The 23,282-nt window shown below is 67.3% G+C and carries 22 protein-coding genes and 1 tRNA gene; 16 read left to right on the top strand and 7 right to left on the bottom strand.

The features are described 5' to 3' along the window. The first annotated feature begins 102 nt into the window (after positions 1 to 102). The 6 genes from AX730_RS15415 to AX730_RS15390 all read left to right on the top strand — a co-directional run bounded on the left by AX730_RS15415 (position 103) and on the right by AX730_RS15390 (position 2,955). A complete protein-coding gene (locus AX730_RS15415) occupies positions 103 to 771 on the top strand; it encodes an SPOR domain-containing protein (RefSeq protein WP_062358011.1) in 669 nt (222 codons plus the stop codon). Between the two features lie 13 nt (positions 772 to 784). Next, a tRNA-Thr gene (locus tag AX730_RS15410) sits at positions 785 to 860 on the top strand. A 96-nt stretch (positions 861 to 956) separates the two neighbouring features. Continuing rightward, positions 957 to 1,880 carry an arginase gene (gene rocF / locus AX730_RS15405; RefSeq protein WP_062358010.1) on the top strand — a complete coding sequence of 308 codons (924 nt, stop codon included), beginning with the start codon at positions 957 to 959 and terminating at the stop codon, positions 1,878 to 1,880. A 144-nt stretch (positions 1,881 to 2,024) separates the two neighbouring features. Then, positions 2,025 to 2,177: an entericidin A/B family lipoprotein gene (locus tag AX730_RS15400; RefSeq protein WP_055937078.1), complete on the top strand. Its 153-nt coding sequence runs from the start codon at positions 2,025 to 2,027 to the stop codon at positions 2,175 to 2,177. A gap of 192 nt (positions 2,178 to 2,369) precedes the next feature. Continuing rightward, positions 2,370 to 2,504 carry an entericidin A/B family lipoprotein gene (locus AX730_RS15395; protein WP_062358008.1) on the top strand — a complete coding sequence of 45 codons (135 nt, stop codon included), beginning with the start codon at positions 2,370 to 2,372 and terminating at the stop codon, positions 2,502 to 2,504. 229 nt (positions 2,505 to 2,733) lie between these two features. Further along, the gene (locus tag AX730_RS15390; RefSeq protein ID WP_062358006.1) at positions 2,734 to 2,955 is read left to right on the top strand and encodes a CsbD family protein; all 222 of its coding nucleotides are present in this window, start codon (positions 2,734 to 2,736) and stop codon (positions 2,953 to 2,955) included. A 73-nt stretch (positions 2,956 to 3,028) separates the two neighbouring features. Here AX730_RS15390 and AX730_RS15385 read toward each other — a convergent pair whose 3' ends face one another. Continuing rightward, positions 3,029 to 3,829 (bottom strand): hypothetical protein, encoded by an 801-nt coding sequence (locus AX730_RS15385; RefSeq protein ID WP_062358004.1) that lies wholly within the window; start codon positions 3,827 to 3,829, stop codon positions 3,029 to 3,031. A 192-nt stretch (positions 3,830 to 4,021) separates the two neighbouring features. Here AX730_RS15385 and AX730_RS15380 point away from each other — a divergent pair, with 192 nt between their 5' ends. The 5 genes from AX730_RS15380 to AX730_RS15360 all read left to right on the top strand — a co-directional run bounded on the left by AX730_RS15380 (position 4,022) and on the right by AX730_RS15360 (position 8,995). Then, the gene (locus AX730_RS15380; protein WP_062358003.1) at positions 4,022 to 5,317 is read left to right on the top strand and encodes a tryptophan--tRNA ligase; all 1,296 of its coding nucleotides are present in this window, start codon (positions 4,022 to 4,024) and stop codon (positions 5,315 to 5,317) included. A 4-nt stretch (positions 5,318 to 5,321) separates the two neighbouring features. Continuing rightward, positions 5,322 to 5,621, top strand: a complete 300-nt coding sequence (locus AX730_RS15375) for a hypothetical protein (protein ID WP_062358001.1) — start codon at positions 5,322 to 5,324, stop codon at positions 5,619 to 5,621. 95 nt (positions 5,622 to 5,716) lie between these two features. After that, a complete protein-coding gene (locus tag AX730_RS15370) occupies positions 5,717 to 6,646 on the top strand; it encodes an MBL fold metallo-hydrolase (protein ID WP_062357999.1) in 930 nt (309 codons plus the stop codon). A gap of 195 nt (positions 6,647 to 6,841) precedes the next feature. Beyond that, positions 6,842 to 8,488: a M28 family metallopeptidase gene (locus AX730_RS15365; RefSeq protein WP_062357997.1), complete on the top strand. Its 1,647-nt coding sequence runs from the start codon at positions 6,842 to 6,844 to the stop codon at positions 8,486 to 8,488. Between the two features lie 72 nt (positions 8,489 to 8,560). Then, positions 8,561 to 8,995 (top strand): BLUF domain-containing protein, encoded by a 435-nt coding sequence (locus tag AX730_RS15360; protein ID WP_198147218.1) that lies wholly within the window; start codon positions 8,561 to 8,563, stop codon positions 8,993 to 8,995. A gap of 5 nt (positions 8,996 to 9,000) precedes the next feature. Here the strand turns inward: AX730_RS15360 and AX730_RS15355 are convergent, their stop codons facing one another. The 5 genes from AX730_RS15355 to AX730_RS15335 form a co-directional block, all read right to left on the bottom strand. Further along, complete coding sequence (locus tag AX730_RS15355) at positions 9,001 to 9,387, bottom strand: VOC family protein (RefSeq protein WP_062357994.1); 387 nt, start codon at positions 9,385 to 9,387, stop codon at positions 9,001 to 9,003. A gap of 139 nt (positions 9,388 to 9,526) precedes the next feature. Then, on the bottom strand, positions 9,527 to 10,906 hold the full coding sequence (locus tag AX730_RS15350; protein WP_062357992.1) for a dihydrolipoamide acetyltransferase family protein: 1,380 nt from the start codon (positions 10,904 to 10,906) through the stop codon (positions 9,527 to 9,529). A 41-nt stretch (positions 10,907 to 10,947) separates the two neighbouring features. Then, the gene (locus AX730_RS15345; protein ID WP_062358018.1) at positions 10,948 to 11,991 is read right to left on the bottom strand and encodes an alpha-ketoacid dehydrogenase subunit beta; all 1,044 of its coding nucleotides are present in this window, start codon (positions 11,989 to 11,991) and stop codon (positions 10,948 to 10,950) included. Positions 11,992 to 11,999: 8 nt separating this feature from the next. Continuing rightward, positions 12,000 to 13,085, bottom strand: coding sequence for a pyruvate dehydrogenase (acetyl-transferring) E1 component subunit alpha (pdhA, locus tag AX730_RS15340; protein ID WP_062357991.1), 1,086 nt, complete (start codon positions 13,083 to 13,085; stop codon positions 12,000 to 12,002). Between the two features lie 286 nt (positions 13,086 to 13,371). Then, positions 13,372 to 16,617, bottom strand: a complete 3,246-nt coding sequence (locus AX730_RS15335) for a lamin tail domain-containing protein (protein WP_198147217.1) — start codon at positions 16,615 to 16,617, stop codon at positions 13,372 to 13,374. A gap of 208 nt (positions 16,618 to 16,825) precedes the next feature. On the opposite strand from AX730_RS15335, the gene AX730_RS15330 reads away from it, so the two are divergent. From AX730_RS15330 to AX730_RS15320, 3 genes are all read left to right on the top strand, one after another. Then, a complete protein-coding gene (locus AX730_RS15330) occupies positions 16,826 to 17,686 on the top strand; it encodes a tryptophan 2,3-dioxygenase (protein ID WP_062357987.1) in 861 nt (286 codons plus the stop codon). A gap of 128 nt (positions 17,687 to 17,814) precedes the next feature. Beyond that, positions 17,815 to 19,398: an AbgT family transporter gene (locus tag AX730_RS15325; protein WP_062357986.1), complete on the top strand. Its 1,584-nt coding sequence runs from the start codon at positions 17,815 to 17,817 to the stop codon at positions 19,396 to 19,398. Positions 19,399 to 19,581: 183 nt separating this feature from the next. Continuing rightward, positions 19,582 to 21,084 (top strand): peptide MFS transporter, encoded by a 1,503-nt coding sequence (locus AX730_RS15320; protein ID WP_062357984.1) that lies wholly within the window; start codon positions 19,582 to 19,584, stop codon positions 21,082 to 21,084. 86 nt (positions 21,085 to 21,170) lie between these two features. Here AX730_RS15320 and AX730_RS15315 read toward each other — a convergent pair whose 3' ends face one another. Further along, positions 21,171 to 21,644 carry a MarR family winged helix-turn-helix transcriptional regulator gene (locus tag AX730_RS15315; RefSeq protein ID WP_062357982.1) on the bottom strand — a complete coding sequence of 158 codons (474 nt, stop codon included), beginning with the start codon at positions 21,642 to 21,644 and terminating at the stop codon, positions 21,171 to 21,173. Positions 21,645 to 21,722: 78 nt separating this feature from the next. Between AX730_RS15315 and hppD the strand changes: the two genes are divergently transcribed. Together hppD and AX730_RS15305 are read left to right on the top strand one after the other, a co-directional pair. Beyond that, a complete protein-coding gene (gene hppD, locus AX730_RS15310; RefSeq protein WP_062357981.1) occupies positions 21,723 to 22,820 on the top strand; it encodes a 4-hydroxyphenylpyruvate dioxygenase in 1,098 nt (365 codons plus the stop codon). A gap of 63 nt (positions 22,821 to 22,883) precedes the next feature. After that, on the top strand, positions 22,884 to 23,282 hold the full coding sequence (locus AX730_RS15305; protein WP_232310281.1) for an endonuclease domain-containing protein: 399 nt from the start codon (positions 22,884 to 22,886) through the stop codon (positions 23,280 to 23,282).

The following is a 23,282-nucleotide window of genomic DNA, read 5'->3' as shown; positions in this document are numbered from 1 at the left end:
CGTCACTGCAGGAGGCGGAGCTGGCCCCGACGCTGGTACTGGAAGGACTGGCCATGTGGGCTCGGCTCGGTGTGCCCGCATGACCGCGGCTAGAATCACCGCATGCTGATCCGTGCCCTGATCGTCCTGCTGGTCGTGTTGAACCTCGGTGCCGCCGCCTGGTGGCTGACCCGGCCGGTGGCAGCACCCGCGTCCGAGCCCGCCCTCCCATCGGGCGTGGCCCGCCTGCAACTGGTGGAAGAAGCGGCGGTGGCGCCGAACGACCCCGCTGCCTCGGCCACGGCCTCCCCGACACCTGCGGTGGCCGCCACAGCGTGCTTCAGTCTGGGGCCGTATACGAGCCAGGCCGCCGCCACGCAGGGGCAGCGTGCGGCGGCGGGTCAGCTGCTGCGCGCGCGCTTGCGCGAAATCCCCGGCGTCAGCGCCAGTGGTTACCAAGTGGTGATTCCGCCTGTCGCGTCGGTGGAAGAGGCGCAGGCGATCGCTGCACGCATCGGTGCGGCCGGGTTCGATGATTTTCTTGTGGTGCGTCAGGGTGAACAGGCGAACGGCATTGCCCTGGGGCGTTATCGCAGTCGCGAGGCCGCCGAGCGCCGTCTCGTGCAACTCCAGACGGCAGGTTTCGACGCGCAACTGCAGCCGGTCGGACGTGCCGGCCCCAGCCTGTGGTGGCTGGATGCCGGCGTCGCGGACGGCGTGGATCCGGCCGCGCTTGCGCGTGCCGCGTCCAGCGGTGCACCGCAGCCCCTCGAATGCACCGCGCTGCGCTAGAATTGCGCCCCACGCCGCTTTAGCTCAGCTGGTAGAGCAACCGCCTTGTAAGCGGTAGGTCATCCGTTCGATTCGGATAAGCGGCACCAGTTTCCCGCCACTGCTGGCGCGCACGTGCTGCGATGCCACAGGCCCGTCATCGCCGACCGCATAGACTGTGCACCTGTTTTTCGCAGGACGTAGCCATGAGTCGAGCTTTCCCTTCTGTCTCCCTGATCGGCGTACCCACCGACATCGGTGCGGGTCATCGCGGCGCGCGCATGGGTCCGGACGCACTGCGCATCGCGGGGTTGGGCGAAGCGCTGGCCGCGCGCGGTGTGGACGTCATCGACACCGGCAACGTGCAGGGTCCGGCCAATCCGTGGACCGGGCCCGTGGCGGGCTATCGCCACCTCGATGAGGTCGTGGCGTGGAACCGCGCCGTGATGGACGCCACTGCGGCGGAGCTGGCGCGTGGACGGCTGCCGATCATGCTGGGCGGCGATCACTGCCTGGCGATGGGGTCCATTACCGCCGTCGCGCGTCACTGCCGCCAGGCAGGCAAGCAACTGCGCGTGCTGTGGCTGGATGCGCATTCGGACTTCAACACCAGTGAGGTCACGCCCTCGGGCAACATCCACGGCATGCCCGTGGCGTGCCTGTGCGGGATCGGGCCCGACGCGCTGACGAAGCTGGGCGGCGACTCCCCCGCGATCACCCCTGCGATGGTGCGGCAGATCGGCATCCGCTCGGTCGATCCGGAGGAGAAGAAGCTGATCAAGGACCACCAGGTCGATGTCTACGACATGCGCTATATCGACGAGGTCGGCATGAAGCGCACGCTCGAGGCGGCGCTGGAAGGGGTCGACAGCAACACGCACCTGCATGTCAGCTTCGACGTGGATTTCCTGGACCCGAGCATTGCCCCGGGCGTGGGTACCACGGTGCCCGGTGGACCCAATTACCGCGAGGCGCAGCTGGTCATGGAGATGATCGCCGACACGCGCCTGATGGGATCGCTGGACATCGTCGAATTGAATCCGGTGCTGGACCGCCGCAACCGTACGGCCAAGCTGACGGTGGACCTGGTGGAGAGCCTGTTCGGCAAGTCCACGCTGATGAGGGATTGAGCGGCAGCGCCAGGGAAAACTGCGACTGAACGGCGCGGCGCAGGCTTCACGCGCCCTATACGGCGCGGCGCTGAAGGTGGACGCACACGCCGACGCGCTGTGGGACGCACGCGCAGCGGCATCCATCCACCCAGGAGATGACACATGAAGCGTGCAATGATGCTGCTGCTCACGGCGATGTTCTCGATGGCGGTCCTGTCGGGCTGCAACACGATGGCCGGCGCCGGCAAGGACGTGCAGAAGGTCGGCGAGAAGGTCGAAGACAAGGCCCAGGACTGCAAGGACGGCAAGTGCTGATGCGCGCTGCCTGACGCCCGCCTCCCTGCCGGGGGCGGACGCACGGAAGGGTCGGGAAACCGGCCCTTCCGCGTTTTTGAGAGCCGCATGGTCAGTCGCCATCCAGTGTGGTTGAATCAGACTCGCTGAACGCGACGGCAGGGCGCATGCCCCGGCATCGCCCCCCTTCCATCCCTATCGAGGAGTTCTGCCATGAAACGTTTTCCCGCATTGATCGCGTTGGCCCTGCTGTCCATCGCCGTGCTGTCCGGTTGCAACACCGTGAAAGGTGTTGGCAAGGATGTGCAGAAGGTCGGCGAGAAGGTCGAGGACGCGTCCGGCAAGTGACGCGATCCCGCCAGGTAGAACAGAAGGCCGCCTCCGGGCGGCCTTTTACTTTTTCCGAGATATCGAAAGGCGACTTCTCCTGTTCACGGTTGAGAGCACAAGCTCAGGTGCGTGAACGGTTCAGCGATTCCTAATGGTGTGTTGACGTCGGGTTGATCGTCGCGCAACGCAACGCCTGCGACGCTGTACGTGCGGCGCCCCCTGCCGCTCAACCATGTGAGGCAACATCATGAATCAGGACATCATCGCCGGTAACTGGAAGCAGCTGAAAGGCAAGATCCAGGCGAAGTGGGGCGACCTGACCGATGACGACTTCAAGGTCGCGGAAGGCAATGCCGAATACCTGACCGGCAAGTTGCAGGAGCGTTACGGGTACGACCGTGACCGTGCCAACACCGAAGTCGAGGATTTCCAGCGCACGCTGCGTTCGGACAGTACGTTCAAGCACTGACGCGCGCACTCACGCTGACAGGCAGTACGAGACGGGCCGCGCAATGCGGCCCGTCTTCTTTCGTGCGCGAGGATCAGCGGTAGCGCGGCGGGTCGGCGACAAAGCCGCCGGGGAATGCGCGCGGGCCTTCATCGCGCCACGTCGGTCCATGACGGCGCGGGACCACGCCGAGCGCGACCAGTCGACGGTACTCGTCGTAGCGCACTTCGCTGACCTGCTCCGGCTGCCGGGTCGCGCGGTCGAAACCGGTGCGCGACGTCGGTGCCCATTCGCGGCCTCCGTGCCCGGTACCGATGCTCTGCTGCTTCGCCGCGTCGTTGGCGGCGATGCTGCGCGACGATCCTGCCGGTGCGGCGGCTTCGGCTTCCGCCCGCTTCTCCATCGATCCGCGCGCGATCGGCGGTGGCGTGTACTGCGGATAGCGGTAGGCACGGGCTTCCCGGAACGCGGCAATGCCGATCACGCCGACGTTGCGCGGCCGTCCTGTCCACGCGGCGTAGCTGTCGCCCAGATCGGTGAAGACGAACTGCGCCACGTCGTTCATCGACTTGCGCCAGCCGGCGACCTCGGTGGTCTGCCACGGCTCCAGCACGTAGCCGGCCTGCGAGGGGTTCGCCGTCTGGCCAGTGATCGCGTTGATGCCATCCACGGACAGCACCACCAGCACGCGCTCGCCCGTGGTGTTGGTCAGGCGGACGCGGTAGCGGTTGCCAGGCGTGCCAGCAACCCAGAGATCGCCGCGATACGGATGCTGCGCCAGCCATTCTCCGGTGTCGCGGTCGACCACGCTGACATCGACCAGCGGGCCGGCATGGGCGGGCGCGCAGGCGAGCAGCGCCAGCGTGGCGAGGGATGCGAGGATGCGATGCAGCATGTCCGTTCTCCTGGTGGGGACGTTGCTGCGAACGGCCGGCCGGAAACAACGGGGTTGCCCGGGTGGGCGTTGCCGGCGGCGGTTAAGCCGCTGGCAGGGAACGCCTGCGACCCCTTGTCCCAGGCCTCGCGCCGGCATGCCCCGGCCCCAGCCGGTAAACTGGCCGCTTTCCCGCACGCCCCCGCACTGCACATGACCACCCGCGTCCTCACCGGCATCACCACCTCGGGCACGCCGCACCTGGGCAACTACGTCGGCGCCGTCCGTCCCGCCGTGGCCGCCAGCCGCGCCGCGGATGCGGAGAGCTTCTATTTCCTGGCCGACCTGCACAGCCTGATCAAGGCGCAGGACCCCGCGCGTACCCAGCGCTCCACGCTGGAGATCGCGGCCACGTGGCTGGCCTGCGGTCTGGAGCCGGACAAGGTGTGGTTCTACCGCCAGAGCGACGTGCCGGAGATCACCGAGCTGACCTGGTTCCTGACCTGCGTGGCGGGCAAGGGCATCCTCAACCGCGCGCACGCCTACAAGGCGGCGGTGGACAAGAACAACGCCGACGGCGAAGACCCGGATGCCGGCGTCAGCGCCGGCCTCTTCATGTACCCGGTGCTGATGGCCGCGGACATCCTGATCTTCAACGCGCACCAGGTGCCGGTGGGCCGCGACCAGATCCAGCACATCGAGATGGCGCGCGACTTCGGCCAGCGCTTCAACCACGTGTACGGCAAGGAGTACTTCACCCTGCCGGAAGCGCTGATCGACGACAACGTGGCCACGCTGCCCGGCCTCGACGGACGCAAGATGAGCAAGAGCTACCACAACACCATTCCGCTGTTCGTGCCGCGGGATGAGCTGAAGAAGCTGGTGTTCTCCATCCTCACCGACTCGCGCGGTCCCGGCGAGCCGAAGGACACCGAAGGCTCGGCGCTGTTCCAGCTGTACCAGGCCTTCGCCAGCGCGGACGAGACGCGCGTCTTCGCGCAGCAATTCGCCGACGGCATCGGCTGGGGCGAGGCCAAGCAGCAGCTGTTCGAACGCATCGATGCCGAGATCGCGCCGCTGCGCGAGAAGTACGAAGCGCTGATGGCGAAACCCGGTGACATCGAAGCGATCCTGCGCGACGGCGTGCGTCGCCTGCGCGAGCGTTATGCCACGCCATTGCTGGCGGAGCTGCGCCATGCCGTTGGCCTGCGCGACCTTTCACAGCTGCCGGTGGTGGAAGCAAAGGTCGCGCCGTCGAAGCTCGCGCTGCCGGTGTTCAAGCAGTACCGCGACACGGATGGCCGGTTCTATTTCAAGCTGGCCGATGCGGACGGCAACGTACTGGTGCAGAGCAACGGCTTCGACTCGCCCAAGGATGCCGGCAAGCTGATCGGCGTGTTGAAGCAGGCCGAACAGGCCGATGCCATGCAGACGCCGGAGATCGTGTTGCAGGTGCCGGCCGACGACGTGCTGGCGGCACTGGCCACGCTGCGTGCCGCGGAGGCCTGAGCCCATGCCGTATCTCGCGGTGATCCTGTTCCTGCCGTGGTTCCTGTTGCTGGGGTCGCTGTTCTGGCTGTTCCCGCGCCAGCCGCGCAATGCGCGCCGCAAGGGCTTCGATATCGCGGTATTGGTGTTGGCCTTCGTGCTGAGCTTCATCGGCATGCAGTGGGGCTACGCACTGGGCGCGTCCGATGTGGGAACAGGCGCGATCTGGAAACAGGTGCTGGCCACGCTGGTGGCGTACGGCGCGTTCCTGTTCGTGCTGACCTGCGCGGTACCGCTGCGCGGCTGGTGGCTGTCGCGCGCTTGATCCCGGACACGGATGATCCGTTCCACCAAAGGCGGGTCGTGCGATCGCGGCGTGGGGACTAGAATCAGGCCATCCGTCCCCACAGAGGCCTGCGGATGAGCCTCCACGGCATCCATACCATCGACACCGCGTTCCATCGCGACCATTTCGACGCCGCTTACCTGGTCGTCGAGGAAGGACGCGGCGCCTTCATCGATTGCGGCACCAACCATTCCGTTCCGTACCTGCTGGCCACGCTGCAACAGGCGGGACTGGGTCCGGAAGACGTCGACTTCCTCATCGTTACGCACGTGCACCTGGATCACGCCGGCGGCGCGGGCCTGCTGATGCAGCACCTGCCGAACGCCACGCTGATCGCGCACCCGCGCGCGGCGCCGCACCTGATCTACCCGGCCAAGCTGATCGAGGGCGCCACCGCGGTTTACGGGGAAGCGGAGATCCGGCGCAGCTACGGTGTCGTCCAGCCGGTGCCGAAATCGCGCATTCGCATCGTCGGCGATGGCGAGACCGTCATGCTGGCAGGACGCCCGTTGCTGTGCGTGGACACGCCCGGCCATGCGCGCCACCACCATTGCATCTGGGACGAGCGTAGCCGGTGCTGGTTCACGGGCGACACCTTCGGTCTGTCCTACCGAGAACTGGATGGACCGAACGGTGCGTTCATCCTGCCGACCACCACGCCCGTGCAGTTCGAGCCGGTTGCGCTGAAGGCCAGCATCGCGCGGATGGTCGCGCAGGTGCCCGACGGCATGTTCCTGACCCACTACGGCCGCGTTGGCGCCGTGCCACGGCTGGCGCAGGCGCTGTACGAGCAGATCGACGCGATGGTCGCCATCGCCGATGCCTGCGACGGACGCGCGGATCGCCACCGCTGCATCGCGGCCGGCCTCTCCGCGTTGTATCTCGAGCGTGCACATGCGCTGCAGGTGCCGCTGGCGGACGAAGACGTGCTGCGCCTGCTCGCGATGGACATCGAACTCAATGCGCAGGGGTTGGGCGTGTGGCTGGATCGTGGGCGGCCGTGAGGGCATGGGTTCCCTGTAGGAGCGACGTGAGTCGCGATCACATGAGGAGAACAATCCTGTCTCCTGCCGGACGATGCGTTGAATCACCACAGAGTCAGATCGATCCCGCGCCGATACCATGCGGTCGCGACTCACGTCGCTCCTGCAACAGCCGCATCGAATAGACTTCCGGTGTTTCCAAGCAAGGCCATGCCCATGAAATCTCCGCTCCCGCTGCTGCTGTTGTCCCTGTGCGCGATGCCCGTCGCCGCCACCGACATTCCCGGTGGCGGCATCAGCGCCGACAACCTGTCGCGACACGTGCGCGTGCTCGCGTCGGACGAGTTCGAAGGTCGCGCGCCGGCCACACCGGGCGAGGAGAAGACGATTGCGTACGTCGTCTCCGAGCTGACGAAGGCGGGTGTGCAGCCCGGGGGCGTGCAGGGCGCGTGGGCGCAGGATGTCCCGCTCGTGCGCGCACAGGTAGATGGATCCGTGACGTCCTCGGTGACGTTGGGCGGTGCGGTCCAGCCGCTGCTCAACGGCGATGACGTGGTCCTGCAGAGCCTGAGCCCGGTGGATCGCATCGATGTGGTCGATGCGCCGCTGGTGTTCGTTGGCTACGGCATCACCGCACCCGAGCGTGGCTGGGACGATTACAAAGGCGCTGACCTGAAAGGCAAGGTCGCGGTGGTGCTGGTCAACGATCCGGATTTCGAAACCGCCACGCCGGGTGCGTTCGACGGCCGTGCGGTGACCTACTACGGCCGCTGGACCTACAAGTACGAGGAACTCGCACGCCAGGGCGCGGTGGGCGTGCTGATCGTGCACGAGACCGCGCCGGCCGCCTACGGCTGGGCCACGGTGCGTGCGTCGGGACTGTCGCCGGTGTTCGACATCCCGCGTGCGGATGCCGCGAAGTACCACACGCGGCTGCGCGGCTGGATGCAGCGCGATCTGGCGGTGTCGCTGATCAAGCGTGCTGGCCTGGATTTCGAAGCGGAGAAGCGGCGTGCGCAGACGCCCGCGTTCGTGCCGATCGCACTCGGCGATGCCACGCTGTCTGCGTCCTTTGCGGTGAAGCGCGACCAGGTGGTGACGCGCAATGTCATCGGGCGGCTGGAGGGCGCCAAGCGACCCGACGAAACCGTCATCTACTCCGCGCACTGGGATGCGTTCGGTGTCGGCGAGCCGGATGCGACCGGTGACGGGATCCGCCACGGTGCGATCGACAATGCGACTGGTGTCGCTGCCGTGATCGAACTTGCGCGCGTGTTCGCCGCGGGCCCTCGCCCGCAGCGCTCCTTGCTGTTCATGGCGCTGACGGCGGAGGAAAAGGGCCTGCAGGGCGCGACCTACTACGCCGCGAATCCGCTGGCGCCGCTGGAGAAGACGGCCGCGGTGCTCAACATCGAGATGCTCAGCCCCGATGGCGCCAATCGCGACATCGCGTCGTGGGGCAATGGCCGCGTATCGCTGGAAGGCGACCTGAAGCGCGTCGCCGAAGCGCAGGGCCGCACCTACTCGCCCGACCCCAATCTGGAAGCCGGCTTCTTCTATCGCGCCGATCACTTCGCCTTCGCGCGCGCCGGCGTGCCGGCGATCACCGTGGGCGCCGGCCTGGATCGCGTCGATGGTGGTGTCGCCAGTGGCAAGGCGCTGCGCGAGGCGTACTTCGCCAAGTGCTACCACCAGCCCTGCGACGCGTGGACGCCCTCATGGGACGCCACTGGCCAAGTGCAGGACGTGGAGGTGCTCTACGCGCTGGGTCGCGAGGTCGCGGAGGGCGATGCATGGCCGCGTTGGCTGGACGGATCGGAGTTCAAGGCGGTGCGTGAAGGCAGCGATGCTGAACGCAAATAGGCGCGCTGGCGCACGCCGTTCATGTGCGGGCCTGCGCTAAGCTGCGGCTCCTGTCGCGACACCGGAATACCCGTGGCACCTCTCCACGCAGTGGTCTACCAGAGCCACGCAACCCGTCCGATGGAGGCGTCGGATCTCGACACGCTGCTGCTGGATGCGCGCGTCAACAACGAGTTGGCGAACGTCACGGGAGCGCTGCTCTACGGCAGCCAGCGGTTCGTGCAGTACCTCGAAGGCGCGCGTGCGGATGTCGAGCAGATCTACGCGCGCATCACCCGGGCCAGCCAGCACCACCGGCTCGAGGTGCTGCAGCAGGGCAGGGTGGAGGCGCGTCGTTTCCAGCGCTGGCACATGGGGTTCGCCGACGCGCCCCGGAGCGTGGTGCAGCAGCTGAGCCAGGCGCAGTGGCAGCGCGAGGTGCCGTGGCTGGAGGACGAAGCCGTGACATCGCCCGGGCTGGAACGCCTGCTGGCGTTCTGGAAAGAGGACGCCGTTCCCGCGCGCTGAACGGATCAGGGCCAGCGGTTGGGCGCGGCGCGCGTGCTGTCTTCGGCCATCGGTACCACGCAGAAGCGGTGTCCGGTCGGCGCTTCCATCACCCACCAGCGATTGCGCACGTGCTGCACGCGCTTCGCGCCGAGTGCTTCCAGACGCACGACCTCCGCTTCGATGTCGTCGGTCTCGATGTCCAGGTGCACGCGCGCTTCGTGCTTCACCTTCTGCACTTCGATGTGCAGGCCACCCGGCCCGGGTTCGAACTTGTCGTAGATGCCCAGGCCGCCGTCATCGGGATCGGTGACCTTCAGCCCCAGGGCGGCACTCCAGAACGCGGATGCCGCGGGCAGGTCGTCGACCTGGCTGTCGATGATGAAACCGGCGAGACGGCTGCGGTGCGACATGGCGACTCCTGCGGTGGGATCACCGCGGCATCCTGCCACGCTCCGCGGTCTGATGTTGTCCTCATCCCATGGGCTCGGCGCAACGAACAAGTGAGCGACCGAAGCCGCCCGGTCGCTCACCTGCAGATACAACGGCCTTCTAGTGCGGCAGGGCGAGATCGTCGATCAGTGCCTTGAGGAAGCGCGCCGCTTCGCCACCGGTGCAGGCACGGTGGTCGAAGGTCACCGACAGCGGGACGATCTTGTGCGATTCGAAGCCGCCCATCACCGGCGTGACCTGGTGGCGCGCGCGGCCCGCGGCGACGATGGCCACGCACGGCGGCACCACCACGGGCGTGGCGTAGCGGCCGGCGAACATGCCGAAGTTGGACAGCGAGATCGTGTAGCCGGTCAGCTCGGACGGCGGGATGCTGCGATCCTCGACCTGCGCACGCAGGCGGTTGATGCTCTCGCGCACGCCACCGGCTTCGAGCAGGTCGGCATTGCGCAGCGCCGGCACGAACAGGCCATCGTCGGTATCCACCGCGATGCCGATGTCCACGTGCGGATGCAGCGTACGGGTCAGCTTGTCGCCGTCAAACCAGGCGTTCATCGCCGGCACCGTCTTGCAGGCGCGGACGATGGCGCGGACGAGGCGGCCAGTGAGGTCGTTGCCCGGCGTCCACGCATGGATGTCGGCATCGTCGCTCAGCGTGGTCGGCACGACCTTGGCGTGGGCATCGGCCATCACGCGCGCCATGTTCCGGCGCACGCCCTTGAGTTGTTCGGGCTGGCCGCTGACCGACACGCCCGGCGGCTGCGTGCGCATCGGCTGGCCGCTTGCGGACAGCGCGGTGCGCTGTGCGGCGGCGACCGGTGCCGGCGCGGTCGCAGGCGTGGTGCTGCGAACCGGTGCAGGCGAGGGGATGCCGCCACGCGCGGAACCGTCCGCTGCGGCCTGCTTCACGTCCTGCATCGTCACCGCGCCGTCGGCACCGGTCGCGCGGACGCGCGACAGGTCCACGCCCAGCTTCTTCGCCATCGCGCGCACCGCCGGCATCGCCTTGACGCCGCCGACAGCGACGGCCTGTTCGGTGTGGATGGCGTTGGAGGATTGCATCGCACCGACCACGGTGCCGGCGTCGGCCTCCCCCTCTGCATCGGCGGGCGTGGCGTCCGCCGCACTCGAGGCGGCGTCGGATGCCGTGGTCGCGGCTGACGTCGTGCCCGCGGTGGGCTTCGGCGGTCCGTGGTGATGGCCGGTGTCCTGGCCTTCCGCGCGCTGCGGCAGGCTGGCATCGGGTTCGAACACCGCCAGCATGCTGCCGGTGATGACGACATCGCCCGCCGCGCCAGCGAGCCTGGTCACCTTGCCGGACACCGGCGAAGGCACCTCGACGATGGCCTTGGCCGTTTCCATCGACACCAGCGGCTCGTCCAGCCGGATCACGTCGCCTTCCTTGACGAACCACTCGACGATGGTCGCGTCCGGGAGGCCTTCGCCCAGATCGGGAAGGTGGAAGGTCTTGCTCTCGCTCATTCGGATGTCTCTCGGTAAGTCGTTTCGTGGGCGGCGCGCGGTCAGCCCGCCGCCATCGCCCGCTTCGCCGCGGCGACGATCTTGTCGACGCTGGGCAGGTACTTCATTTCCAGGCGGAACAGCGGGATGTGCGTGTCGTAGCCGGTGACGCGCTCGACCGGCGCCAGCAGGTCGTACATCGAATGCTCGGCCAGGCGCGCGGCGATCTCGGCACCGAAGCCGGCGGTGCGCGGCGCTTCGTGCACGATCACGCAGCGGCCGGTCTTGGCGACGGATTCGGCGATGGTGTCGAAGTCGAGCGGACGCAGCGTGGCGACGTCGATGACTTCCGCGCTGATGCCTTCGCCGGCCAGCTTGTCGGCGGCTTCCAGCGCTTCCTTCACCTGCGCGCCCCAGGTCACCAGGGTCACGTCGGTGCCATCGCGCAGCACGAAGCACACGTCCAGCGGCAGCGCTTCGCCGTCGTCGGCGACGACTTCCTTGTACTGGCGATAGATGCGCTTCGGTTCCATGTAGATGACCGGGTCCGGATCGCGGATCGCGGCCAGCAGCAGGCCGTAGGCGCGCTGCGGCGACGACGGCATCACCACGCGCAAACCGGGCACGTTGGTGAAAATGGCCTCGTTGGCTTCGCTGTGGTGCTCCGGTGCGCGGATGCCGCCGCCCCACGGCACGCGCAGCACCATCGGGCAGTGCAGGCGGCCGCGCGTGCGGGTACGCAGGCGGGCGGCGTGGCAGATGATGTGGTCCACCATCGGGTAGACGAAGCCGTCGAACTGCGCCTCGGCGACGGGCTTCATGCCCTGCGCGGCCAGGCCGATGGTCAGGCCGGCGATGGTGGTCTCGTCCAGCGGCGTGTCCAGCACGCGTTCGGGGCCGAACTTCTGCTGCAGGCCGGCGGTGGCGCGGAACACGCCGCCATTCACGCCCACGTCTTCGCCCAGCACCAGCACGGCGTCGTCGTGCGCGATCTCCCAGGCCAGCGCCTGGGTGATGGCTTCGATCAGGGTGATCGCCGTCGGTGTCGCTGCGGCATCAGGTTTCGCGACTGACGTCGCTCCCACGGTCTTGTTTTCAGGTTTCATCACGGTGCTCACGAGCGGTTCTCCGCAGCGATGGCGGCAGCGCGCTGCAGCAGCAGCTCCGGCGGTGGATCGGCGTAGAGGTAGTCGAACATCGCTTCGACCGGCTGCACCGGGGTGTTGAGGTAGGCGTTGACCTCCTCGTCCACGCGCGCGCCGCATTCCTCCTTCCAAGCGGCCTCGTCGGCCTCGCTCCACGCGCCCTGGGCGGTCAGCCAGGTGCGCAGGCGCGTCATCGGCTCGCGCTCCCAGCCGGCCTTCACTTCGGCATCGTCGCGGTAGCGGCGGGCGTCGTCGGCGGTGGTGTGGTCGGACAGGCGATAGGTGACGAACTCGATCACGGTGCCGCCCTGGCCCTTGCGGGCGCGCTCGCTGGCGCGGCGCATGCCTTCGAGCACGGCGATCAGGTCGTTGCCGTCCACCTGCAGGCAGTGCAGGCCGCCGGCCAGGCCCTTCTGCGCCAGCGTCTGCGCACCGGTCTGCGCGCTGCGTGGCACCGAGATGGCCCAGCCGTTGTTGATCACGCCCAGCACCAGCGGCAGTTCGTAGGCGCCGGCGGAGTTCAGCGCGGCGTAGAAGTCGGTCTTCGACGAGCCACCGTCGCCGCAGGTCGCCACCGCGATGTGATCCTGCTGGCGCAGCTTGAACGACAGCGCGGCGCCGGCCGCGTGCAGGCACTGGGTGGAGATCGGCACGCAGAACGGGAAGTCGTTGCGCGCATCGCTGTCGCGGTCGTAGTCGCTGCCGCGCTCGTCGCCGCCCCAGTACATCAGCACGTCGCGCGGCTTCACCCCACGCATGAACATGGCGCCGTACTCGCGGTAGCTGGGCGCGTAGACGTCACCGGTGCGCATCGAGGCGCCGATGCCGACGTGGGTGGCCTCGTGGCCCAGGCAACTGGCGTAGGTGCCCAGCTTGCCGGTCCGCTGCAGGGCGATGGCCTTGGTGTCGAAGGTGCGCACCAGCAGCATCTGCTTGAACAGCTCGCGCAGCCGTTCGATGTCGCGCCCGGCTTCGGGCAGGTCGTCGCGCACCAGGGTGCCGTCGGGCCCGAGGTACTGCAGGTATTCGATGGTGAAGCTTGCGGCGGTGGTCATCTGGACGGTGTTCTCGTCGGCCGGCGGAATTGGTTTCAAATGTAATTTTAGGGACGGAGCGTCCGGCAGCCTTCTTGCAATGCAGCAAGACGAGGGCGAATGGCGTGCGTCGCCGGGCGAAAACGGTGCGGAAACAGGCGGTTGCCGGATGTCGTTCGGTGTCAGTCCGCCTGCCGCTCGGGTGGGCTGGACGTGTCGTGCGTCCCATCATGCGCGAACGGCGCCTCCGGAACGACAAGGGGCGCGGTTGCCCGCGCCCCTGTCGACCCCACGATCGCGGGAAAGTTCAGCGGATGCGCTGGACCAGCTTGTCGTGGTTGTTGGCCGGATTCGGATCCGGCGTGTCGCTGCTTACGGTCGCCTCGAACTCGAACGAGGTGCCGCGCTTCGGCTTGCCGGGCACCACCATCGCGAAGGCCAGGGTCTGCACGCCCTTGGCCATGGCGCCCCGGCGCGAGCACTCGGCGCTGGAACCGTCCGCCGTGTTCTGCACGCGCGTGCAGGACCAGCCGCTGGGCGCGGCGACCGCGGCATAGCGAGCATCGACGTTCGTGGACAGCACCACCTTGACCTGCTCTGCGGTGTCCGGACCGGCGTTGCGGACCGGCACCAGCACGGTGGCGATGGTGTTGCGCAGCAGCGGCAGCGCACCGCCGGCCAGCTTCACCGACAAATCGGCCTTGCGGGTCGGCAGCGCGGCGACGGCCACGGAGACGGATGCGGCGTTGTCGCCATTGGCCGGGTCGATCACGGTGGAATTGGCCGAGACGCCCAGGCCCAACGTCGTGCCGGAGGCACTGGCCGGGACGACCGCGTCGATCGCGAATGTCGCATCGCTACCCACCGCCAGGGACGGCACGGTGCAGGCCACGCGCGTAGTGCCGCCGGTGGTTTCGGCGCCGCCGCAGCTCCAGCCCGCCGGCAGCGTGGCCAGCGACGGCGACAGTTCGGCCGAGAACACGAAGGCGAACGCGGCCGGCGAAGCAGCACCCGGACCGGTATTGCGCACCGTGGCGGTGTAACGCACGGTCTCGCCGACGTTGGCGCTGGCGCGGTCGGCCGCCACCGTCGCCGACAGGTCGGCGCGGGCGAACGACGGCACGCGGATGCTCAGGCGTACCGGATCGTGGTCGGAGGAACGCAGCGCCAGCGTGGCATCGCCGAAGTTGTCGACACCGAAGTCCGTGTTGATGCGCGCGTGATCCACGCGCAGCGCGGCGTCCATCACCAGCGACTCGTTGACCAGCACGTGGTCCAGCGTCTGCGCACTGCCCTCGAACACATACGAATAGCGCTGCGCCGGGTCGGCGATCAACTGCGAACCATCCACCAGTGGCGTGGTCAGCGGGCTGGCCATCCAGGTCAGCACCTGGTCCTCCGTGGCCGCTTCACCCTTAATGATGCCGAGGACATCGACGTAGCCGTCGTTGAACTCGAACGCATTGAAGTCGCCGATCAGCACGATCTTCTCGTCCGGGTTCGCCTGCTGCATCTCCTGCACCAGCTGCGCGAGGTAGACCGCCTGTGCGCCGCGCTTGACCCGCACGCGCTCGCCGCCCGTGGCCCAGCCGCTGCTGCCGGGCAGGGTGTCGTTGACGTCGTTGAGCGAACGCAGGTGGTTGACGATCACCGTCAGCGGATAGCTCGACGTGGCGTCGTGGTGCACGCGGGCGCGCAGGCGCAGCGGCGGCCGGTCGTTGAGCAGGCTGGTGGTGCCGTTCGGATTGGCGATGGTGGTTTCCTTGCCGAACTGCGCCACATCCAGCACTTCGACGCGAGCCGCACCGCCGGCGGTCTGGCGCGAACTGACCAGGAAGCCGACGTTGATGCCGCCCACGTCGTTGCCCGGTTGCAGGTAGGGCACGTAGCCCGGACGCGCGGCACAGGTGGCGTCGATGCGCTCGGACAGCAATTGCAGCAGGCGCAGGTTCTCCACTTCCACCGCGCCCACGATGTCCGGTGTTTTCAGGTAGTCGCAGATCGCCAGCGCCGCCTTGGCCAGACGCTTGTCCAGCGCTTCCGGGGTCAGCGTCACCGCGCCGTTGCTGTCGTTGACCTCGTCGAACAGGCGCTGCATGTTGAAGGTGCCGACAGTCACTTCGTCGTAGCTGGCGTCGTTGACGGCTTCCGGCAGGCGGCCGCCACTGATGCTCGGCGGCGTGGCCGTGTCGGGCAGCAGCGCCCAGGTGCCGGCGAAGTAGTCGAGCACGCCGATCAGGCCGGCGACGTCCGCGCCGGTGTCCACCGACAGCGGGACTGCGCCGACCTGGCCACGGCTGCGCACCATCAGGCGTTCCTGGTTGGTGTCGAAGCGCGGCGGGTTCTTGCCCGCGGGCAGGGTGACGGCGTCCATCACGGCGATGCCGGGCTCGCGGAATGGGCGTGCAACGCCCGGCAGGGCGACATGGAACACGCCGTCGCTGCTGGAGGTGGCGTTGGCTTCGTTGAGGCTGCCACCGGACGGTGCGATGACCACCGATTGCGCCACGCTGACGCGCATGCCTTCGAAGCGTTCCAGCGTGCCGGGCAGGGCGTCGGGACCCAGCTCGGCGGCGGTCAGCTCGATCGCGGCAGGCAGGGCGACGCCGGCTTCCAGCACCTCGACCGATGGTGTGACGATCTCGGTGATCGCGAGCTGGTGCGGGTTGGTGGACGGGGTGTACTCCTCGACCGTGCCGGTCACGCGCACGCGGTTGCCGATCGCGGCGGTGGCCGGCGGCGCGCTGCTGGTGAACACGAACACGGCGTTGGAGGTGGCCGGGTCGCCATCGTCGTTGGCGGCCTGCAGGAAGAAGCCGCTGTTGAACTTGATCGCGGTGACGATGCCTTCGGTGATCACGCGCTTGCCGTTGTGAGGCGACAACAGCCCGCTGCCTTGGATCTGCGCGATGGTCAGGGCCACCGGCGGATCCGGTGGTTCCGGCGGCGCGGTGCCGCTGTTGCGCGGATTCGGCGCGCCGACCGCGAAATCGGCGCCGTTGTTGTCGGTGTCGATGCTGCCGTCGCCGCCCCGCAGTGCGGCCGTGGTGTTGCTGAGCGTACCGGTGGGCGCGCTGCCTTCGAAGCAGTTGGCCGCGCTGCCGAAACCGACGAAGTCGGCCAGGTTGGCATCGGTGAGCGGGCAGGCGCCGGTCAGTGCCGTGGTGCTGCGGCTCAGTGCGACCTTGCCGGCGGTGCCGGCCAGGCCGATGGTGCCGACGGCGTCAGGCGTGGGCAGGTCCACCGTGCCGCCGGCGCCCGGCGCCTGCTGGACCAAGTAGAAGCCGCCGGCCGGGATGCTGCCGGTGAGATTCGTGCGGCCACCCCAGGCGGTACCCGCGGACGAGGCGTACTGCACGCTCCATCCGGTTAGGTCGACCGCCGTGGGTCCGTTGTTGCGCAGCTCGATGAAGTCGTTCTTGAACGTGGCGCCGCTGTTGCCGCCGCCGCCGTAGACCTGGCTGATGACCACCTGCGCCTGCGCCGAGGTGGCGGCAAGACACAGGGCGAATGACGCGAACACGGCCGCAAGACGGCCCCGTGGCATTTCCATGTACGGACTCTCCCTCAGTGGTGTGGACGCCGCCCCCCGTCGGAGGCGATGCCACCCCCGGCCGACGCAATGTAGCGGAAGCCTGTGGTACACGCATTGCATGGGCGTGACATAAGTGTCGGTTTTCCAACGCCTTGCCCGGGTCGCCTGCCGCCATCGGTTACGCTGGCGCCCCCGCCGCCCCTGTGGCGCCCCGGTTGATCGACGGATGGCCGTAGAGAAGAACGAACGCCCGCTGGAAGCAGGCATCCACACCGACCTGTCGGGCCGCCTGAGCTACGGCGGCTACCTGCAGCTGGACCGCCTGCTGTCGGCGCAGCACCCGGTATCCGATCCGCCGCACCACGACGAGATGCTGTTCATCGTGCAGCACCAGGTATCGGAGCTGTGGATGAAGCTGATGATCCACGAACTGCGCGCGGCGACCGGGTTCCTGCAGCGCGACCAGGTCTGGCAGTGCCGCAAGGTGCTGGCGCGCGCCAAGCAGGTGCTGCGCCAGCTGACCGAGCAGTGGTCGGTGCTGGAGACCCTGACCCCCTCGGAATACATGGGCTTCCGCGACCTGCTGGGGCCGTCGTCCGGCTTCCAGTCGCTGCAGTACCGCACCATCGAGTTCCTGCTGGGCAACAAGAATGCGGCGATGCTGAAGGTGTTCGAGCACGATCCCGAAGGCCATGCCGGCCTGGAGGCCGTGCTGGATGCGCCGAGCCTGTACGACGAATTCCTGATGTACCTCGCGCGCTGGGATCACGCGATCCCGGCGCAGCACCTGCAGCGCGACTGGCGCCAGTCGCACGCGGCCGACGCCGCCCTGCTGCCGGTGTTCGAAGCCATCTACGAGGACACCGACCGCTACTGGCGCGAGTATTCGCTGTGCGAGGACCTGGTGGACCTGGAAAGCCAGTTCCAGCTGTGGCGCTTCCGCCACATGCGCACGGTGATGCGCATCATCGGCTTCAAGCGCGGCACCGGTGGTTCCAGCGGCGTGGGCTTCCTGCGGCAGGCGCTGGAGTTGACCTTCTTCCCCGAATTGTTCGACGTACGCACCTCGATCGGTCCTGGCCGCTGAGTGTTTTCGGATCGTCGTCGCGCTGCGATGACGGCATGTATTCGTGCGCGCAAACGCAGCCTTCGCGGCGATGGGTGACCGCACGCTGTTAGCATGCGGTCACCGCCACGACAGGAAACGACCGCACGATGACCGACGTCCGTCCGGAGAACGCCCCGCGCAACCTCGCCACCCGCCTGCTTGATCTGGTCGAACGGACCGGCAACCGCTTACCCGATCCCGCCGCCCTGTTCCTGCTGCTGATGCTGTCGGTCTGGGGCCTGTCCTGGCTGCTGTCGGGCGTGGAATTCGAGGCGATCAACCCGACCACGGGCGAACCGATCCGGATCGTCAACCTGCTGGCAGGCGAGTCGCTGACCGCCTTCATGGCCAACATGTACAAGGTGTTCATGGCGTTCGCGCCACTGGGCGTGGTGCTGACGGCGATGCTGGGCCTCGGCGTCGCCGAGCACACCGGCTACATCAACGCGGCGCTGCGGCGGATGCTGTCGGTCACGCCGAAATCGCTGCTGACGCCGGCCCTGGTCGCCGTGGCGGTGCTGAGCCACGTCGCCGTCGACGCGGGCTACGTGCTGGTGATCCCGCTGGGCGGGGTGATCTTCTATGCGGCGGGCCGGCATCCGCTGGCCGGCATCGCGGCGGCGTTCTGCGGCGTGTCGGGCGGATTCTCGGCGACGCTGCTGGTGCCGTCCTCGCTCGATCCGCTGCTGGCGAGTTTCACCCAGGAAGCCAGCCGCATCATCGATCCGGCGCTGGTGGTGAACCCGCTCAACAACTGGATCTTCACCACCGTCTCGAGTGCGCTGATCATCGCGATCGGCTGGTTCGTCACCGACCGCATCATCGAGCCGCGCCTGGCGCGGACGGTGGTGGACGGCGATACGAAGGACCTGCCGAAGATGGAGCCGCTGACCGCCGGCGAACGCCGCGGCCTGCTGTGGGCGACGCTGGCGATGCTGGTCGCGCTGGCCCTGTTCGCGCTCAGCCTGTGGCCGGCCACCTCGCCGTGGCGCGCGCCGGCCGACACGCCCGCAGTGCTGGCCGGCGGCAACGCGTTGCTGGTCGCGCAGGCGCCGGTGATGCAGTCGATCGTGGCGCTGATCTTCATCCTGTTCCTGATCCCGGGCGTGGTGTACGGCTACGTCGCTGGCACGGTGAAGACCCACCGCGATGTCATCGCCGCGATGACCAAGGCGATGGGCGGCATGGCGTACTACATCGTCATCGCGTTCTTCATCGCGCAGTTCCTGGCGGGCTTCAACGGCTCCGGCCTCGGTACGCTGATGGCGGTCGAGGGCGCGGACCTGCTGAAGGCGCTGGGCCTGCCGATGTGGCTGACGCTGATCGGCCTGATCGCGATGACCGGCATCGTCAACCTGTTCATCGGCTCGGCCTCGGCGAAGTGGGCGCTGCTGGCGCCGATCATGGTGCCGCTGATGATGCAGCTCGGGGTGTCGCCCGACCTGACCCAGGCGGCGTATCGCGTGGGCGATTCCATGACCACGATCATCACCCCGCTGATGCCGTACTTCCCGCTGATCGTGGTGTTCTGCCAGCGCTACGTGAAGGCCGCCGGCATCGGCACGCTGGCGTCGCTGATGCTCCCGTATTCGGTTGCCCTGTCGGTCCTGTGGACCCTGCTGCTGCTGGCGTTCTGGGGCCTTGGCATTCCGCTGGGCATCGGCGCGCGCTACGACTACGTGCCCGCCTGAGTGCCTGGACTGCCGGGAAAACCGTTTCCCGGCAATGACTTGTCCATCTGAACAGGGTGGGCGGGTCGGATGGAGGCGTCTGGGCGCCGATTGACGCGCCCGTGCCGGTCGGTAATCCTCGCCCGTCCCTTGCGGTTGCAAGGGAAACCGAAATCCTGAACTACTTTTTTAGGGGGAGCCCGCATGAGCGGAGCCGTCGATTCACCAACGCCGGAACGGATACCGGAGTTCAAGCAGGTCCTGGGTCATCCGCGTCCGCTGTGGATGCTCTTCATGTCGGAATTCTGGGAGCGCTTCGCGTTCTACGGCATCCGCTGGGCGATGGTGCTGTACATCGTGTCCCAGTTCCATGGTGGCGACGCGGCTGGCGAGAAGCCCGCCAGCGAGATGTACGGCGCCTACCTGGCGCTGGTCTATGCCGGCGCGATCTTCGGCGGTTACGTGGCCGACAAGCTGATCGGCTTCCAGCGCTCGATCCTGCTCGGCGCGGTGTTCATGGCGCTGGGCCTGTTCCTGCTGGCTTCGCCGACCGAGCCGCTGTTCAAGCTGGGCCTGGCCACGATCATCGTGGGCAACGGCCTGTTCAAGCCGATCATCTCGACGATGGTGGGCAAGCTCTACTTCCAGGGCGATGCCCGCCGCGATGCCGGCTTCACCATCTTCTACATGGGCATCAACATCGGCGCGATGATCGCACCGGTCATCACCGGCTGGCTGGCGCGCAAGATCTTCGGCACCAATGAAGATCCGCATTACCAGTGGGTCTTCATCTCCGCCGGCATCGGCATGATCGTCAGCCTCATCTGGTTCTGGGTGGGGCGCGGCCAGCTGAAGGGCATCGGCCTGCCGGCGCCGGGGCAGGAAGGCCTGGGCCGCGTCGGCCTGGTCGCGCTGCTTGGCCTGGTGGTCGGCATTCCGCTGTTCTACTTCCTGCTGACCATCGATGCGAGCGCGCTGCAGGCGATCCTGATGGCGCTGTTCGTCGTGCCGGCGGTGATGCTGCTGCTCGAAGGCGCCCGCAACGGCAAGGTCGCGCGCGACATGGTCGTGGCGATGTTGATCATCTTCGCGTTCAACGTGCTGTTCTGGATGTTCTTCGAACAGGCGGGCAGCTCGTTCACCTTCCTCGCCGACAAGATCGTCAACCGCGACTTCGGCGACTGGGTGTTCCCGCTGGAGTGGTTCCAGTCGGTGAACTCGATCGCCATCATCACGCTGGCGCCGATCATGGCGTGGATGTGGGTGCGGATGGGCAAGAACAATCCATCCATTCCGCGCAAGTTCGGCCTCGGCCTGATCTTCAACGGCCTGGCGTTCCTGCTGCTGATGATCGCGTTGAACAGCATGGTCGACGGCAGCGGCAAGATCCCGTTCTGGACCCTGTTCATGGTCTACGTCATCCAGTCGGTCGGTGAGCTCTGCCTGTCGCCCATCGGCCTGTCGATGACGACCAAGCTGGCGCCGGCGCGCCTGGCCGGCATGGCGATGGGCTGCTGGTTCCTGTCGATCGCCATCGGCAACAACCTGGCCGGCATCTTCGCCGGACACGTCAGCGGTACCGGTGGCATGACCGTGCAGTCCGCGCATTCGGGCTACACCTTCGGCTTCTGGGCGCTGGTCGGCTCGGGGGTGCTGCTGTTCCTGATCGCCCCGCTGGTCAACCGCCTGATGCACGGCGTGAAGTGATCCCCGACGATCCGGCAGTTGCCGGGTCGGAGGAAAAAGAACGGCGGCCATCGGCCGCCGTTCTTCGTTTCCGGGTGTGGAAGGTTTCAGCCTTCGATGCGCTTGACGCCTTCGCCCGCCAGTTTGTCGATCAACTGGTCGAGCATCGCGCGTTCCTCGTCGGTCAGCGGTTCCAGCATGCGCTGGTGGTATTCGATGACCATCGGGGCGACTTCGTCGTAGACCCGGAAGCCCTCGTCGGTCAGCGCCAGCACCGAGCGGCGGCGGTCGTCGCCGTGGATCTCGCGCTGGATCAGCGCCCGTTCCAGCAGGCGGGCGACCGCCCGGCTGACCGCCACCTTGTCCATCGCGGTGCGGTTGGCGACCTCGCCGGCGGACAGGCCCGGGAAGCGCCCCAGCACCGCCATGACCCGCCATTCGGTGATGGCCAGGCCGAAACGGCGGTGGTACTCGCGGGAAATCGCGCTGCTGATACGGTTGGACAGCACGCTCAACCGGTAGGAAAACAGGCGGTCGAGGTCGAAATCGGCGTGGGTGGCGGGGCTGGCTGGCTGGCTCATGCTGCGCTGCTACTTGTTGTTGGTTTCAGCTGAAACTATAGAATGGGTCACATCCCGGCAAGCCTAGCGAGGCGCCCCATGACCGCACAACCCAATTCTGGCATCCAGCCCACCACGTTCGACAACCCGATGGGCATCGACGGGTTCGAGTTCGTCGAGTTCGCCGCCCCCGAGGGCCAGGCGCACCTGCTGCACGACTACTTCCGCAAGCTGGGCTTCGTGCAGGTCGCGCGCCACAGGACGCGCGCCATCAGCACCTACCGCCAGGGCGACTGCACCTTCCTCATCAACGAGGACCCGGACTCGTTCGCCGCGCGCTTCGCCGCCGAGCACGGCCCCAGCGCATGCGGCTTCGCGATCCGGGTGAAGAAGCTGGCCGAGTGGGCGCGCGTGCAGGCGCTGAAGAACGGCGCGGAATCGTTCGGTGCCGCCGACGAACTGACCAAGGCCGTCGCCGCGCCGGTCATCAAGGGCATCGGCGACTGCATGCTGTACATCGTCGACCGCTACGACGCGCAGGGCACGATCCACGACCCGGACTACGAGTACCTGCCGGGCGTGGACCTGATGCCGACCGGCTTCGGCCTGACCTTCATCGACCACCTGACCCACAATCTCTACCACGGCAACATGGCCAAGTGGGCGGACTACTACGAGCGGCTGTTCAACTTCCGCGAGATCCGCTACTTCGACATCAAGGGCGCCAAGACCGGCCTGCTGTCGAAGGCGATGACCGCGCCCGACGGCATGGTGCGCATCCCGCTCAACGAATCGAGCGATCCGAAGAGCCAGATCAACGAATACCTCGATGCCTACAAGGGCGAGGGCATCCAGCACATCGCCTGCTTCACCGACGATATCTACACCACGGTGGAAAAGATGCGCGAGGCGGGCGTCGAGTTCCTCGACACGCCGGACACCTACTTCGACGTGATCGACCAGCGCATCCCCAACCATGGCGAGGACGTCGCACGCCTGGCCCGCAACAAGATCCTGATCGACGCCGACGTGGAGACCAAGGAGCGCAAGCTGCTGCAGATCTTCACCCAGAACGCGCTGGGCCCGATCTTCTTCGAGATCATCCAGCGCAAGGGCAACGAGGGCTTCGGCGAAGGCAACTTCCAGGCGCTGTTCGAGAGCATCGAGCGCGACCAGATGAAGCGCGGCGTGCTGTAGTCTCCCGCTTGAAGCCCCTCTCCCTGCGGGAGAGGGGTTGGGGTGAGGGGCAGGAGGATGACGATGACGAACCACCGCAGGCCTCCCATGGCGACGCGCTCGCTGGAGCGGGCGAGGGAATTGCGGGCAGGTTCGACAGATGCGGAACGCAAGCTGTGGTCGATCCTCAGGGGCGGTGGCATCGACGGTTTGAAGTTCCGTCGACAGCATCCGATCCCGCCCTACACGGTGGATTTCTGCTGCGTATCGGCCAGGCTGGTAATTGAAGTGGATGGATCGCAGCACACGGAAACGTCTGATCACTCGCGAACGCAGTTTCTGGAATCAAAGGGTTTCACCGTCCTGAGGTTCTGGGACAACGATGTACTGATGCAGATTGAAGCGGTGGCCGAGGCGATCTTCAGGACCGTCTCACCATCGCCCCTCACCCCAACCCCTCTCCCGCCGGGAGAGGGGCTTTAA

Origin of the sequence: Pseudoxanthomonas mexicana (genome assembly GCF_001556105.1) — a bacterium.
GTDB classification, from domain to species: Bacteria; Pseudomonadota; Gammaproteobacteria; order Xanthomonadales; family Xanthomonadaceae; genus Pseudoxanthomonas_A; species Pseudoxanthomonas_A mexicana_A.
The sequence above is the reverse complement of the archived record's forward strand: the minus strand, read 5'-3'. Positions and strand labels throughout refer to the sequence as shown.

Coding starts and splice junctions, on each gene's coding strand:
- AX730_RS15330 (WP_062357987.1), top strand. CDS start 16,826: ATGGCCGTAGAGAAGAACGAACGCCCGCTGGAAGCAGGCATCCACACC.
- AX730_RS15350 (WP_062357992.1), bottom strand. CDS start 10,906: ATGAGCGAGAGCAAGACCTTCCACCTTCCCGATCTGGGCGAAGGCCTC.
- AX730_RS15345 (WP_062358018.1), bottom strand. CDS start 11,991: ATGAAACCTGAAAACAAGACCGTGGGAGCGACGTCAGTCGCGAAACCT.
- AX730_RS15395 (WP_062358008.1), top strand. CDS start 2,370: ATGAAACGTTTTCCCGCATTGATCGCGTTGGCCCTGCTGTCCATCGCC.
- AX730_RS15315 (WP_062357982.1), bottom strand. CDS start 21,644: ATGAGCCAGCCAGCCAGCCCCGCCACCCACGCCGATTTCGACCTCGAC.
- AX730_RS15380 (WP_062358003.1), top strand. CDS start 4,022: ATGACCACCCGCGTCCTCACCGGCATCACCACCTCGGGCACGCCGCAC.
- AX730_RS15390 (WP_062358006.1), top strand. CDS start 2,734: ATGAATCAGGACATCATCGCCGGTAACTGGAAGCAGCTGAAAGGCAAG.
- AX730_RS15355 (WP_062357994.1), bottom strand. CDS start 9,387: ATGTCGCACCGCAGCCGTCTCGCCGGTTTCATCATCGACAGCCAGGTC.
- rocF (WP_062358010.1), top strand. CDS start 957: ATGAGTCGAGCTTTCCCTTCTGTCTCCCTGATCGGCGTACCCACCGAC.
- AX730_RS15415 (WP_062358011.1), top strand. CDS start 103: ATGCTGATCCGTGCCCTGATCGTCCTGCTGGTCGTGTTGAACCTCGGT.
- AX730_RS15375 (WP_062358001.1), top strand. CDS start 5,322: ATGCCGTATCTCGCGGTGATCCTGTTCCTGCCGTGGTTCCTGTTGCTG.
- AX730_RS15325 (WP_062357986.1), top strand. CDS start 17,815: ATGACCGACGTCCGTCCGGAGAACGCCCCGCGCAACCTCGCCACCCGC.
- AX730_RS15400 (WP_055937078.1), top strand. CDS start 2,025: ATGAAGCGTGCAATGATGCTGCTGCTCACGGCGATGTTCTCGATGGCG.
- AX730_RS15370 (WP_062357999.1), top strand. CDS start 5,717: ATGAGCCTCCACGGCATCCATACCATCGACACCGCGTTCCATCGCGAC.
- AX730_RS15320 (WP_062357984.1), top strand. CDS start 19,582: ATGAGCGGAGCCGTCGATTCACCAACGCCGGAACGGATACCGGAGTTC.
- pdhA (WP_062357991.1), bottom strand. CDS start 13,085: ATGACCACCGCCGCAAGCTTCACCATCGAATACCTGCAGTACCTCGGG.
- AX730_RS15335 (WP_198147217.1), bottom strand. CDS start 16,617: ATGGAAATGCCACGGGGCCGTCTTGCGGCCGTGTTCGCGTCATTCGCC.
- AX730_RS15365 (WP_062357997.1), top strand. CDS start 6,842: ATGAAATCTCCGCTCCCGCTGCTGCTGTTGTCCCTGTGCGCGATGCCC.
- AX730_RS15305 (WP_232310281.1), top strand. CDS start 22,884: ATGACGAACCACCGCAGGCCTCCCATGGCGACGCGCTCGCTGGAGCGG.
- AX730_RS15385 (WP_062358004.1), bottom strand. CDS start 3,829: ATGCTGCATCGCATCCTCGCATCCCTCGCCACGCTGGCGCTGCTCGCC.
- hppD (WP_062357981.1), top strand. CDS start 21,723: ATGACCGCACAACCCAATTCTGGCATCCAGCCCACCACGTTCGACAAC.